At 35.9% G+C, this 14,461-nt stretch carries 13 protein-coding genes and 1 other annotated feature (1 of these 14 cut by a window edge); of the genes, 10 read left to right on the top strand and 3 right to left on the bottom strand.

The genetic code is table 11. The features are described from left to right. Positions 1–91 (top strand) — a binding site (T-box leader); it begins 144 nt to the left of the window's first position. Positions 92–141: 50 nt separating this feature from the next. The 7 genes from tyrS to LQ50_RS12615 all read left to right on the top strand — a co-directional run bounded on the left by tyrS (position 142) and on the right by LQ50_RS12615 (position 6,750). Next, positions 142–1,383: a tyrosine--tRNA ligase gene (gene tyrS / locus LQ50_RS12645; protein ID WP_034629830.1), complete on the top strand. Its 1,242-nt coding sequence runs from the start codon at positions 142–144 to the stop codon at positions 1,381–1,383. 373 nt (positions 1,384–1,756) lie between these two features. Beyond that, positions 1,757–2,203: a DUF4181 domain-containing protein gene (locus tag LQ50_RS12640; protein WP_034629827.1), complete on the top strand. Its 447-nt coding sequence runs from the start codon at positions 1,757–1,759 to the stop codon at positions 2,201–2,203. 32 nt (positions 2,204–2,235) lie between these two features. Beyond that, positions 2,236–2,934, top strand: coding sequence for a response regulator transcription factor (locus LQ50_RS12635; RefSeq protein ID WP_034629826.1), 699 nt, complete (start codon positions 2,236–2,238; stop codon positions 2,932–2,934). A gap of 4 nt (positions 2,935–2,938) precedes the next feature. Next, positions 2,939–3,958 (top strand): sensor histidine kinase, encoded by a 1,020-nt coding sequence (locus tag LQ50_RS12630; RefSeq protein WP_034629825.1) that lies wholly within the window; start codon positions 2,939–2,941, stop codon positions 3,956–3,958. Between the two features lie 68 nt (positions 3,959–4,026). Beyond that, the gene (locus tag LQ50_RS12625; protein WP_034629824.1) at positions 4,027–4,788 is read left to right on the top strand and encodes an ABC transporter ATP-binding protein; all 762 of its coding nucleotides are present in this window, start codon (positions 4,027–4,029) and stop codon (positions 4,786–4,788) included. Beyond that, positions 4,778–5,647: an FtsX-like permease family protein gene (locus LQ50_RS12620; RefSeq protein WP_034629821.1), complete on the top strand. Its 870-nt coding sequence runs from the start codon at positions 4,778–4,780 to the stop codon at positions 5,645–5,647. The genes LQ50_RS12625 and LQ50_RS12620 overlap by 11 nt, the downstream gene beginning before the upstream one ends. 5 nt (positions 5,648–5,652) lie before the next feature. Continuing rightward, a complete protein-coding gene (locus LQ50_RS12615) occupies positions 5,653–6,750 on the top strand; it encodes an ABC transporter permease (RefSeq protein ID WP_034629816.1) in 1,098 nt (365 codons plus the stop codon). A 215-nt stretch (positions 6,751–6,965) separates the two neighbouring features. Here LQ50_RS12615 and rpsD read toward each other — a convergent pair whose 3' ends face one another. Further along, positions 6,966–7,568 (bottom strand): 30S ribosomal protein S4, encoded by a 603-nt coding sequence (gene rpsD, locus LQ50_RS12610; protein WP_034629813.1) that lies wholly within the window; start codon positions 7,566–7,568, stop codon positions 6,966–6,968. Between the two features lie 468 nt (positions 7,569–8,036). Between rpsD and LQ50_RS24945 the strand changes: the two genes are divergently transcribed. Further along, a complete protein-coding gene (locus tag LQ50_RS24945) occupies positions 8,037–10,268 on the top strand; it encodes a sensor domain-containing diguanylate cyclase (protein WP_052144729.1) in 2,232 nt (743 codons plus the stop codon). A 58-nt stretch (positions 10,269–10,326) separates the two neighbouring features. Here the strand turns inward: LQ50_RS24945 and msrC are convergent, their stop codons facing one another. After that, the gene (gene msrC, locus LQ50_RS12600) at positions 10,327–10,809 is read right to left on the bottom strand and encodes a free L-methionine (R)-S-oxide reductase MsrC (RefSeq protein ID WP_034630003.1); all 483 of its coding nucleotides are present in this window, start codon (positions 10,807–10,809) and stop codon (positions 10,327–10,329) included. A 210-nt stretch (positions 10,810–11,019) separates the two neighbouring features. On the opposite strand from msrC, the gene refZ reads away from it, so the two are divergent. Next, entirely contained in the window at positions 11,020–11,673 is a 654-nt protein-coding gene (gene refZ / locus LQ50_RS12595; protein ID WP_034629806.1) for a forespore capture DNA-binding protein RefZ, read from the top strand. On the opposite strand, the gene hisJ is transcribed toward refZ, so the two are convergent. Beyond that, a complete protein-coding gene (gene hisJ, locus LQ50_RS12590) occupies positions 11,668–12,492 on the bottom strand; it encodes a histidinol-phosphatase HisJ (protein ID WP_034629797.1) in 825 nt (274 codons plus the stop codon). The two genes, refZ and hisJ, sit on opposite strands and share 6 nt — an antisense overlap. A 234-nt stretch (positions 12,493–12,726) precedes the next feature. Here hisJ and ezrA point away from each other — a divergent pair, with 234 nt between their 5' ends. Then, the gene (ezrA, locus tag LQ50_RS12585) at positions 12,727–14,418 is read left to right on the top strand and encodes a septation ring formation regulator EzrA (RefSeq protein ID WP_034629793.1); all 1,692 of its coding nucleotides are present in this window, start codon (positions 12,727–12,729) and stop codon (positions 14,416–14,418) included. Positions 14,419–14,461 lie beyond the last annotated feature (43 nt).

The following is a 14,461-nucleotide window of genomic DNA, read 5'->3' as shown; positions in this document are numbered from 1 at the left end:
AAATGAAGTGGGATAGAAAATTATGCATATAAAGAGAACTATGCATGGTTCTATTCAACAAGGGTGGTAACGCGAAGACCTCGTCCCTTATTTAGGGATGAGGTCTTTTTTTATATAAAAAAATAGAATGGGGTATGAATGATGGAAAAAGAATTTACATTAACAGAAGCCGAGCAAGCCGAAGTAGAGCGACAACTGGCATATTTACAACGTGGTGTTGTTGAAATCGTTCCAGAAGCTGATTTTAGAAAGAAGATTGAAAAGTCCGTCGTAACAAGAAAGCCTCTAAAAATTAAGTTAGGAATGGATCCTTCAGCACCAGATGTCCATATTGGGCATACGGTTCCCCTTCATAAATTGCGTCAGTTTCAAGAACTAGGACATGAGATTCAAATGTTGATTGGGGATTTTACTGGTCGAATTGGCGACCCAACAGGGAAATCTGAGACGCGTAAGCAGTTAACAGATGAAGAAGTAAAGAAAAATGCAGAGACTTATGTCGAGCAATACGGCAAAATTCTCGATATGAACAAAGTAACAATCTATTACAACTCAGAATGGTTAAAGCCATTACAGTTTGAAGATGTTGTAAAGCTTGCTGCGAATATGACAGTTGCTAGAATGTTAGAGCGTGATGATTTTGAAAAACGTTACAAGTCAGGTCAGCCTATTTCTGTCCATGAATTTTTCTATCCACTCATGCAAGGCTATGATTCCGTTGCACTAGATACAGATATTGAAGTCGGAGGAACGGACCAGAAGTTTAACCTTCTCATGGGAAGAACGTTGCAAGAAGCTTATGGAAAAGAGAAACAAGTAGCGTTGACATTGCCTTTAATTGAAGGGCTTGATGGAGAACGAAAGATGTCTAAGTCATTAAATAACTATATTGGGATCGATGAAGCACCGAATGAAATTTTTGGTAAATCTATGTCCATTCCAGATGAGTTAATGATTAAATACTACAAACTAGCAACAGACTTATCAATGGATGAAATTGATAAGCTAGAAGCTGGATTAGCAGATGGCAGTGTACACCCGAGAGATGCGAAAATGAATCTAGGAGCGCTTTTTGTGGAGATGTATCATGGAAAAGAAGCAGCTGAAGAGGCAAAAAGCTATTTCCAGACAGTTTTCCAGAAGCGCTCGCTTCCAACAGATATTCCCGAAACAAAGTGGGAAGGGGACTCTCCTATTTGGATCGTTGATTTACTAGTTGAATTAAAAATGCAAGCTTCGAAAGGAGAAGCGCGTAGAATGATTCAAAATGGCGGTGTAAAAATCAACGAAGAGAAAGTTGAAGATGTTCAACTCCAAGTGGAAATTGAAGATGGGCTCATTCTTCAAGTAGGAAAACGCAAATTTATGAAACTGACTAAATAAATAGACAAGGTTGAGAGAGGAGCGGTCCTTCATTGCAAGGGTGTGAAGGACCAATTGTCGCGAGAAGAGAGAGAAGGGCACTCATAGGCGAGTTGAAGACTCAAAAGGGTGGAGAAGAGCAAGGAAGGCACTTATAAGAAAAAGCCCAACCTGTTTACAAAAAACAAATACGTTTAATCCAGGGCCAAATCACACATGTGATTTGGTCTTTTACATTGGACTGATCCCAAACAAGGTCGAATACTTATGTAAAAGCTAAAATTAGCTCGCATTTTCCGAAACAATAATGGGATTTTATGTATAATTACAAGGGAGTGTTATTCAAAAATGTAAGGATACTATAAAGCTAAGATTGAATTTGGTAGGGAAGTGAATGAGCTTGAACATATTATGGTATGGTGTAGAACCAATGTTTTGGTATAAGTTAATTATTTTGATATTGTTTGTTATTCTGTTAATTATTGTATTTCGTGTAGTTATTAGAACTATATTGAGATTGGAGAAAGGGGAGTTAAACGCATATGATTTCATTAATGGAAATCATAAAAAGATTCATAGGATCATAACAAGTGTAACTATTCTCTGGTTGATCCTAGGATATATGATTAACATTCAGAAAGACTATATGGACGAGCTTTTGCTATTTAAACCTGGTTACATATTGATGATTTCAACTGGACTGTTAGGGTTGACTCGAGTATATATGGAGTGGAAATATGTAGAAAATAAAAAACTATATGTATTTACTTTGAGCCAATTAGTGTTTTATATAATCTTATTCGTTTCTATTATAATGACTAATTTCTTTGGATGGTTCTGATTAATACACGAATAAGGATGGGGGAATGCTCAATGTATAAAATTATGCTTATTGAAGATGACAAGGAATTAAGCAATCTAATAAAAGAGTGTCTTGAACGGTATGAATACGATATAGTTCAACAGCAAGACTTTAAAACCATTCTAGATGACTTTATTAGTGTAAAACCAGATCTTGTTTTACTTGATATTAATTTGCCCTACTATGATGGCTATTTTCTATGTAAAAGTATACGAAAGCTATCAATGGTTCCCATCATCATTATGTCAGCAAGGAGTGCAGAAATGGACCAAATTATGGCTATTGAATTAGGGGCAGATGATTATATAACGAAACCATTGACTTTTGATCTATTACATTCGAAAATAAAAGCGACTATTCGAAGAGTTTACGGAGAATATTCATTAAATGAGTCTTCGTTGGTCTTTTCAATAGGTGATCTTAAGCTTGATGAAACAACATTAACAATAACATATCGAAGCAATTCTATAGAACTTAGTAAAAACGAATGTAAGCTGCTGAAGAAATTTATTGAAAATAAAGATAGATATGTAACTAGAGAGGAACTGATCGAAGAAGTTTGGGATGACATTACATTTGTAGATGATAATACTTTAACAGTTAATATTACAAGGATTAAACAGAAATTAGCTAACCTTGGTTTGTCAGATATGATTAAAAGCAAACGTGGGGTCGGATATAAACTACAGTATCAATCATTGTTAGGGTGATTAAATGTACAAAAGGATCTTAATCAACTTTTTAAAAGATAAGTTATTACTAATTACTATTTATTCAGTAAGCATAATCTTTATCATTTTATTTTTTCATCTAAGTCAACCTGCAAACAGCGAACTCCTATATCCAATCTTTATTGGCTTATTTCTCCTTATTGTTCTTTTACTGATTGAATGGTCACGGTATTATCCATTCAATAAAAAGGTATTGCTATTATTAGATGGCGAAAATCTAGAGCTTAAACCAATTACAGAAGAGCAAATAGTAATAAAGAAGCTTGTTACAAAATTTAACTTTGGTTTTAACCAAGAGATAAATGAATTAAAGGAAAATAATAAAGAAAGAATCTATCTCCTATCTCATTTGATGCACAATTTAAAAGCACCCGTTTCTGTAATTGAGTTAATAGTAGAGCAGCATACAAAGGTAAATGAAGAAGGGCGTTTCACTGAAGCATTTTCACGTATTAAACAAGAAAATAAACGATTACATAATAGTATAGAGCAAGGATTAACAATGATACGCATGGAGAGTTTTGAGAATGACTTTGAACCTCAACAAGTAAACTTACTTTCTTCTCTAAGAAAGGTTATTAACTCCAGAAAAAGTGAATTTATTTATAATCGGGTTTTTCCTGTAATCGAAAATGAAAAGAATGTACAAGTCATTACGGATGGTAAGTGGAATGAAGCAATACTTGAACAAGTAATCTCAAATGCGATTAAATATTCAAGCAGTCGTAAAGGAAATAAAAAAATATACTTTAAAATTGAGGAAGAAGGCGACTATATAAATCTAGTGTTAAAAGACGAGGGAATTGGTATTCCAACATACGATTTAGATAGAGTTTTTGAACCTTTTTTCACTGGTGATAACGGAAGGGCCTATTATAATTCATCAGGGATTGGTCTGTATCTTTGTAAGCAAATAGCGACTAAACTTGGACAAAAAATAACGATACATTCAGAAGCGACAAAAGGAACAGAAGTGACCATTAGATACCTTACAAAACTGTAAGGTATTTTAAGGTTTAACGATGGTTAAAGAATGGATAAACGATTAACTTAGAGAAAGGGGGGATTGTTATGAATATCTTAGAAGCCAACCATTTGCATAAAGTATATGGGGATGGAGGACAAGGAGCATCTCTTGGTTTGGATAGAGTGAGTCTTAATGTAAAAAAAGGTGAATTCCTTGCAATTATGGGACCATCCGGAAGTGGTAAAACGACATTATTAAACATATTGAGCGGAATCGATAAACCGACCTCTGGTTCTGTTCAAATCAACGGAGATGGAATCAGTAAAATGAGCGGGGACGAATTAGCGCTTTTCCGGCGAAAGCAACTTGGTTTTGTATTTCAAGAATTTAATTTACTAGACAGTTTAACAGTAAAAGAAAACATTATAGTGCCAATGGTATTAGAGAAAAAATCTAGTGATTACATGGACCAAAAGGCTAGCGAAATCATGTCTGTTTTTGGGATAGAGGGACTAGCCGATAAATATCCCTACAACATCTCAGGAGGTCAACAGCAAAGGGCAGCGGTAAGTAGAGCGTTAGTAAACGATCCGAGTATTATTTTTGCAGATGAGCCGACGGGGAATTTAGACTCAAAGTCCTCAAAAATAATCATGGAATGCTTCGAAAAAGTAGTCGATAATTTTCAAACAACCATATTAATCGTCACTCATGATGTGTTTGCTGCAAGCTATTGTCATAACGTCATGTTCATTAAAGACGGAAGGATTCATTCAAAAATTGTGAGAAAAGGAAGCAGAGAAGAATTCTTGGAACAGATCATGGATAGCCTTGCTTTATTAGGAGGAAGTAGCCATGACTTTTAATCAACTAGTGTGGAAAATGGCGAAACAAAACAAACGAAAATACATCTTTTATTTATTATCGAACAGTTTCTCGGTTATGATTTACTTTATTTTTTGTTCACTACTATTCAATGAAAAGATATCGGAGTCAGGACAACTGGCTGAAGGGATTCAAGAGGTAATGATCGTTCCGGCAGTAGCACTTATTGTGTTCTCAGTTTTCTTCATTAGTTTTGCTCATTCCTTATTTATTAAAAGAAGAAAAAAAGAGTTTGGGCTGTTTATGACACTTGGAATGTCATTTCGTGATATCACTAAAATTTTATTGCTTGAAAATGCTATTATAGCAGTTACATCTATTATAATTGGTGTAATTTCAGGTATGGTATTTTCTAGGCTATTCTTCTTAATTATTATGAATAGCATTGATGTGAAAGGTATTTTGTTTCAGCTAAATGTCAACGTGTTTCTCATTTCAATAGGGGCTTTTCTTTTAGTATTCAGTTTTGCGGTCGGAAAAACACTTTTCGTTACAAGAAATAAAGAAATTACTCGAATTTTAAAAGAGGACCGAGTGTGTGACCATCATAAAGCAGGTAGCCCCATATTAGGATCGGTCGGATTTATAATAGTGATCGGATCTCTTCTTTTTCTTTATGTTATGGCTTTCGAAAACACTCCTCATTTAGATGGTTATATTCTTCTTGTAGGAACTGTATTATTGTTAGTTGGTTTATATATAATGGTGTCTCATTTAGGAAGTTTTTTGATTCACATTCTAAAAAGAAGATCAACAACCTATTATCGAAATCTTTTGCTGTTCTCGAATCTTAATTATAAATTTAAACAATTAAAAAATATTTTTTCATTATTATTATGATGACAATGGTTACGATTTTTTATAGCTCTTTTATGTTGCAGCTTTTATCTACTGCAGAGCAAGGTGCAAATGAAAGGCATCCATTCGATATTGGATTTATTCAAACAGAAGAAAAGAATAACATATCAATCGAAGAGCTATATCATATCATTGATACAACAGACCATCCGATCACAGAACATTACATGATTGAAACATTTGATTACTTTGAGCCTCATTCAGGATATGACCTAGATTATCGCTATACTTTTGTCCCAATTAAAGAATTTAACAAACTACATACGGGACAACTTCATATTCCGGAAGGTCACTATATTTATTTTATTAATCAAAATGCTGAATATGCTTTTGGAAACAGTGATTATGAAAATGGAATTGCCATAAATACAAGTCAAAATCCTATAACTTTATCCCTTGAGAAAACGATAAATGGCCAACTTTTCAATAATTTAAATTACCACAACTTTGATTTTATTATTTTAAATGACGCAGATTATGAACTTATTAAAAATACAGTTGAAGTTTATGATGCAAAAATTCACTTACTAAATGTAACGGATTGGAAAAGAACAACAATTGCTGTACAGGGACTTATAGAAAAATTGCAATCCAAGAACACAGTGACCGAACCATTATTTGAAAGAATTGAATTCACTTCAGAACAAGAATTATTAATGCCTTCAGCTAAAGTTGAAGATTATACCTATAATAGGCAGGGAGCAGGTTTACTTCTCTTTTTATCAACCTTTTTAGGAGTATTATTTTTCTTTGCAACCTTTATGATTTTGTTTTTACGGTTATATTCTGATATTGATCAAGAAAAGAAAAGAGTGAATAAACTATATAAGATTGGTGTGACAAAAGTAGAAATTAGTAAGCTGGTTTCTAGGGAGCTACAAATATTGTTTATATCTGCTCCGATAGTAGGTATTCTTATTGCATTTGTATACCTAACAATATTTTTTAAAGATGTAGGTGGGTTAACTCATAGCATACTAGTGAGCTTTTCAATAATAAGTGGCTTGTATCTATTTTTGCAATTAATATATTATTTCTACGCAAGAACAAGGTTTTATAATGAGATTACGGATGAGCTGGTTTAAAGAACGAAAAACAATGATGAGATCTCCCTTTTGAAAATATAACGTAATTTTTATGGAGGAACTTACAAAAAAGAAAGTTGTGTATATGTTTGAGAGAATTAAAATTATCTAAGAAAAAGGTGCAAAAGTAACTGTGGAAAGTAGATGAAAATAAAAAACCCCTTAAAAAGTTGATAAAACAACATTTTAAGGGGTTTTGTGTGTAATCTAAAAGATTAACGAGAGTAGAACTCAACGATAAGAGCTTCTGTGATTTCAGCAGGAAGTTCAGAACGTTCTGGAAGACGGCTGTAAGTTCCTTGTAAGCTATCAGCATCAAAAGTTACGTAAGCTGGAACGAAGTCGTTTCCTTCAAGAGCTTCCTTAATTACATCAAGGTTGCGTGACTTTTCACGAACGCCAATTGTTTGACCAGGCTTAACGCGGTAAGATGGGATATCTACGCGGCTTCCATCAACTAAGATGTGGCCATGGTTAACTAATTGACGAGCAGCACGACGAGTACGAGCAAGACCCATGCGGTAAACTAGGTTATCAAGACGAGACTCAAGAAGAATCATGAAGTTCTCACCGTGAATTCCTGTCATTTTACCAGCATCATCAAAGATGCGACGGAATTGACGCTCATTTACTCCGTACATGTGACGAAGCTTTTGCTTTTCTTGAAGTTGTAAACCATATTCAGAAAGCTTTTTGCGTTGGTTTGGACCGTGTTGCCCTGGAGCATACGGACGTTTTGCTAATTCTTTACCCGTACCGCTTAGTGAAATTCCTAAACGACGAGATAATTTCCAAGATGGACCTGTATAACGAGCCATAATTTGACTCCTCCTTGTTATTTTGATGTTGCAAAATAACAACCGGCTGGTAATCTCTAACAACGTTCATTTTGCTTTCATGCATCTTCGCTTCGACAGCTAGAAGTTACACGATGCACCTCGTTCATATGCAGCCGCATCGAGGAACAAAATGAAGGAACATTGTATGTTTACCGTGGCTGTCTTATTTCACACAAAGAATATTATATGAAAATCAAATATAAATGTCAATAAGGGAACGTCTAAGAGAATAAGTTTTTATATAAAATAACTTTTTTATGATCACAGATTAGGTTGGACATAGTATAATTAGATGTAGATAGTCCTGCGATTATTTGCATATTCTTAGAAGATCATAGTGAGAAAATCTCATTTAAATGGAATTTATTAGAATTAAAACGAATTAAAATACATAGTATGCTGGGTTGAATTACCTAGTTGTACACGATTGTGTGGTGTTGAAAGGAAATGAATAACAATTTGGAACTTGACCATTCCTATAAAAAATATAAACAGATCTTGGACAATGTTGTCTCAAGGATTATAGGAAATGAGAGTATATTTAAACCTGCTGTATTTTTTGTGGCGTCAGAACATACTATCCTTTTTGTACATGAGGTAGGCTATATACCTAAGAGTTTAGAAGAGGCTCAATCATACTTTCAACAATCGTTCATTCCCAAAACAGCTCCAATCCAATATGGTGAGATCAGGCAATTTGTAGCGCCAATATGTTGTGAAGGATCTCAAAGTCTTTACTTAGGTGTCATTGTAAAATGCTTGAATGAAGAGATCAAAATCATTAGTCAATACATTGAAGCTATATCAAATGGGATTGCTTCGTATTCTGATTTTTCAAAACCTTGGCACTTTGTAACTGCTGAGGAACTGCTTGTAGCAGCAGACTACGACGTCACGTTTACGAGATTAACTGAAGTGTTGGTTGACTGTTGGAGCCAACGAGAGAACAAGCAACACTTGACTATATATGAAATGAAGCATAGGTCTTTGACTGCAACCTGTTCCTCAAAGGAGAAAACCTTTCCGGACACTGAGATGTCGGATTCACTGATGACAAAGTTGCTTGCATCAGGCAAGGCTCCATTGGTGGTGAAAGGGGACCTATACAGTATAAATGATCAAAATACATATCTTTTCTTTCCGATTATCATAGAAAAGAAAATGATTGCAGCTATTGCTTTCACTTTTCAAATAGAGGAAGAAGCTTGGCGTGAGAAAGGCAATTATATTGAATGGATAGATAGCTTACTTCCGCTTTTTGAAAAAGGATACGACCAAGAGAAAGCAAAAGAAGTTGAAAAGCGCAAAGATATATTAATGCAAGTAACAAAAAAGTTTTATTCAACGATGGATGTTGCTAAAGTCCTTGATGGAATCGTTGAAGCAATTAAGCAGGCCTACCCAAATTTCATCGTGCATTTACTTATCTCACAAGAATGGAAAGTAAATGATGAGCTACCGATTAAACCGTTCATATATGGAACTGAAAAAAGCAATCCATTAGTGGAACAGGCCTATTTATCGGGTCAAGTTCAAATGGCTCAACCATTAGGCAAAGACAATATATTTTTAATTGCCCCACTTAAAGGAAAGCAAGGGGTATATGGGGTCATGGAAATTGAAATCGTTGGATATTCTCATATTCCGAAAGAAGAACTTGATTTTATAAAAATGTTAGCAGACATAGGGGGTGTCGCCCTAGAAAATGCTGAATTGTTCCAACAAAGCCATAAGCTGATTCATGATTTACAACTAATAAATGAAACGTCGCATCAATTGAATCTGAATTTGCGCCTAGCAGACACGATCAATTTTATGACACGTCAAATAAAGGATTCCTTTGGGGCTGAACATGTTGGCTTTCTAATCTTTCAAACAAACGGAGAATCGATTGTTCTTGAAGGGAGCTCATCGCTTTTTTTAGAAGAAATGATTATTGAGGAGTTAGATTCCTTTTTGCAGACGGTGAAAAGAGATAAAGACTCTGTATTTATTGGAGATACCAGTCTGCAAAACGTCAAAGTACTAGAAGGATTTCGATCTGTACTTGCAGTCCCAATGATTCAAAATAAGCAGCTAAAAGGAGTTGTCCTTGCTGTTCATCGAAATAAGAACCATTTTAGCTTCGATAACTTTAAACTGCTCCAGTCCCTTGTTCATCATTCTACCTTGGCATTTACAAATTCGATGTTACATGAAGAGTTGGAGAAGTTAGTGATTACCGATCACCTCACCCGACTTCATTCGCGTGGCTACCTCGATGAGTGTATCCAAGAGTCTCTGACACAAGATGGAAAGGGTTCATTCCTTTTATTAGATATTGATAATTTCAAATATGTGAATGATACCTTTGGTCATCAAGTAGGCGATGACATTATCATTCAGGTTGCTAATGTCTTAAAAAGAAATATTCGTGATGGCGATATCGCAGCTAGGTGGGGGGGAGAAGAGTTGGCCATTTATTTTCCCCGAGTGGATGTGGAAATTGGCTTGAATATAGCTAACAGAATTCTTCGAGCGGTTGAAATTGAGACAAGTCCCCGTGTAACGGTGTCTATTGGATTAGCTAGTTGGAGTTCCAAAGACCCTGATATCACCTTACAAAAGCTATTAAAATTAGCAGATCAAGGCTTGTATGCTGCTAAAGAAACAGGGAAGAACCGAGTTGTGGTGAAGTAGAAATAGTAAAGGAGGTTGTCAATCGACAGATTAGACAACCTCCTTACTTTCTAAACAATCAAATGAGATGTTTCTCAAGCACGGCGACAAAGTCCTCTAGATAACCTTGCTCTTCTTCTGTAAATCTTGCTAGAAGAGGGCTATCAATATCTAAAATGCCAACAATCGCTTCGTCCTTACGAATAGGGATGACAATTTCAGAACGAGACGCAGCATCACATGCGATATGACCAGGAAATTGGTGTACATCATCAACGAGCATGGTTTCATTTTTGGCTACAGCTGTACCGCATACGCCTTTTCCAATTGGTATTTTCACACATGCCGGTAACCCTTGAAACGGTCCTAATACTAGGCCCTCTTCCTTTAATAGGTAAAATCCTACCCAATTCACATCGTCTAGGAATTGAGAAAGTAGTGCGCTGGCATTTGCTAGGTTAGCAATTAGATCTGTTTCACCAGTTAGCAGGGCATCAAGTTGTTTTGATAAGGTGTTATATTGCTCTTCCAGTGTCCCTTTATATGCTTCTTTCGTGAACATGTTCATCCTACCCTTCTTATGAAAATCTATTTTGCCATTTTACATGAAATGACTCAAAAAGGATACATAAAAGCAATTTTAGGGAGGACAAAGAGGAAAAAAACAAGAATATTGTTGAAAAGTCAATGATTTTTGTCGAGCGATTAATAGAGGAAATTGGCTCACTGGCACGAAAAAATAAAGTAAGGATATAAAGGAGGGCTACCAATTATGAAGGAAACAAAAAAAGATAGAATAATTGATGCTGCTGTTCGACTTTTTCATACACAAGGTTTTGATGGTACCTCAGTTCGAGATATCGCTAGTAAGGCTAACGTCAATGTCGCTCTTGTCTCCTATCATTTTGGTGGAAAAAAAGGCCTCTATGAAGAGCTGATGACTCAGTTTCTCGAAGGGCATCTGCAAATCATTAAAAACGAATTAGAAATGTCACTTACTACGACAAAAGAGCAATTACTGTCACTTATAAAGTCACTTCTTCAGTATCAATCTGAGAATCACTTTGTTGCTCGGATGGTTCATCGAGAAATGACGATGGACTCAGTTTTAGTGCGCGAACTCATGTCGACCTATTTAAGAAAAGAAAAGCATGACATAGAAGAGCTGATTCGCTCTGGTATAAAAAGGGGAGAATTTCGAAAGCAACCACTTGACTTCGCGGTAATCCATCTACGTACGATGATTATTATGCCTTTCCAATCTCCCCATTACTTGAGCGAACTCTATCAAATAACGACAACAGAACCTTACTTTATTGAAAGATATATGAAACATATTAGACATTGGGTTGATCTGTGGCTATGTAAGAATCAACAAGAATATACGACTACAGCTACGTATTTATTACCAAGATCTATTTCATAACAAGGACTGTGGTTTAGTTACGTTTGCTTTTGGATATAATTGGTCCACACCAGACAGTAAGCTTTTGGCCTGATGAGCATCTGACCCATACACGAGTGGTATGCCAAGCTCGATGGCCTTTTTAATAATTAACTCATAAGGGTAAGGCTCTTTACATAATGGTTTGATACAGCCCGCGCCATTATAATCGAGTTCATACCCTTTTTTCTTCATTTCGTGAAGGATTCGATCTATTTCAACCGCAAATAAATCAGAAACTGGGAATGTTCGGTTGAATTTGCGAGCGAGCGTGATATGCCCAATTCGTTTAGGCTTATAACGGCCTAAGTGTGTTTCAATGGACTTACTCACTGTCTCGTAGTATAGCTTATGCACAGCTTCAACGGATCCTAATTGCGTAATGGCATTGGAAAAGACATCTGGGCTGTAATCAATACAAACAAATTCGTCTTTTATTTTTAAAAAATGAACGGATAGAATGCTGTCATCTAACATTGGGCCAATTTCATTTAAAAAGTCCAATGTTTCTTTTTCAAACCCTTCGATAAAGTCAATTTCTAAACCGGTGCAAATAGTCAAATGTCCTTCATACTCGCTTTTTAGCGCTTCGATTTCTTTGAAATAGTCATGCAAATTCTCTCCATCCATCCCGCTATCCTTTAAAGGAGTTGGATCTTGAAAACCAGGGGGGAGAGGCGCGTGCTCAGTGAAGGTAATCCCTTGGATGTTTAGTTGAATCGCCAACTCACAATACTTCTCAAATGAATCTTTTGTACCATGAGGGCAATAAGGACTATGAACGTGACCATCATGTATCATTCAATTACCTCCTCACCAAATCTTATAATAAAATCCGTAAAGTATGATATTTTGCAGATTTGAACGTATAAATTGGATACAAACTAGCCATTTCATGGTATCATAGAAACTATCAAAATCGTAAAAATCTTAGACAAATTTGTCAAAAATAGAGGATTTTTGTATTATTTGCCGAAACAACAAGAAGCTATATTGAATATGTACAGACTAATGAGCAAAAGAAGGGAGTCCCCTATGTTTTATTATTTACTATATACAGTCATAGCCATCGTTGCTATTTTTATAATTATGAGTTCCATTATGCGGAAGAAAGTGTATAGGGAAGTGGATCGATTAGAAGAATGGAAAAATGGCATATTAAATCGAGATATTCCTGATGAAATTGGCAAAGTAAAACATTTACATATGTCAGGTCAGACAGAAGAGAAATTTGAAACATGGCGTAATGAATGGGATGAAATTGTTGGAGGGATTTTACCCGATATTGAAGAGAAGTTATTTGATATTGAGGATCTTGCCGCCAAAAATCGTTTTAATAAAGCTAAGCAGTTGTTAGAATTTACGGAAAAGCGTCTCGTTAGCATTGAGGAGCAAATAAAGACATTATTAGAAGATGTACAGAGTCTTGTTCAAAGTGAAGAGCAAAACAGAAGCGAAATTGATGAAGTACGTACTGCTTACAAAGAACTTTTTACAACGATCACGAAGAAGCGTGGATCGTTAGGACCGGGGCTGGCATCTTTTGATGAGAAAATGGATAGCATCAATGAACAGCTTGATTTATTTGATCAAGCGACGGCTGATGGTAGTTATTTAAAAGCTAGAGAACATCTCGTTTCTGCTCATGAAAACGTTGCTCTTTTAGAAACGTTAATAGAGCAGTATCCTAAGCTGCTTGTTCAAGTTGAAACAAGAATCCCTGCTGAAATGAAAGAAATAAGAGATGGAATGCAGGAGATGGAGTCAGCTGGCTATGAGCTAGAACCATTTGCACTTGATTCAAGATTAGAGCTAATAGAGCAAGAGCTTGAAAAAGTAAAAGAGGACTTAGTTGTATTAAAGTGTGATGGAGCAGAAGAAAAGCTTTTCGAACTTTCTAATAAAATTGAGCAACTTTATGATACGTTAGAAATAGAAGTTGAATCAAAACAGTATGTGATAGAACAGCTAGACCAATTAAAAGCTCAAATCATAGAGAGTGAAGAAAAAGTCGATGCATTGGCAGATGAGACAGCTGATGTTCAAAAAAGTTATTTTGTATCGAAACAACAACTAAGTGCTCAAAAGCAAATAAAAGAAAATGTTCATGATTTAACGAACCAGTTATACGTATTAACGGATTTAGCAGAACACCAAAAGCAGACCTATACATCGATTCGAGAAATGGTAGATGGATGGCAGAATGAAATGAACAAGCTCTCCTCAGCAATCGAAGAAGAGAAAGCGACGTTATATGCTCTAAGAGAAGATGAACGAACGGCGAAAGAAACCGTGCAGTCTCTTCAGGAGGTTATGGTCGAAACGTATCGCGTCTTAAAAAAGAGCAATATACCAGGAATGCCACAACATGCCATCGATCTTCTAGACAGTGCGGATGAAACGTTGGTCCGTGCAACCAATCAACTATCTCAAGTTCCGCTTGAATTAGGACGTGTGACTGCGCTAGTAGAAGAAGCAGAAACGATTGTCAAGAAGAATCAAGAAATGGTCAATGAGATGGTTGAGCTCGCTGACTTAGCAGAAAAAGTTATTCAGTACGGCAATCGTTACCGAAGTCGTTCAGAACAAGTTGCAGCAGGCTTGCTAGAGGCCGAAATGTTATTTAGGCAATATGAATACGAAGAAGCTTTAAATCGTGCTGTTTCGGTTATAGAGGAATATGAACCAAATGTGTTAGATGTTGTCAAAGGATACATGCCTGTATAGTAAGTACGTGTAAGCTAGCTCCGCCGATAAGGTCGGGGCTAGC

It is taken from the genome of Halalkalibacter okhensis, assembly GCF_000787375.1.
GTDB lineage: Bacteria > Bacillota > Bacilli > Bacillales > Bacillaceae_D > Halalkalibacter > Halalkalibacter okhensis.
Note: the sequence above shows the minus strand (reverse complement) of the source record. Positions and strands in the feature narration are given on the sequence as shown.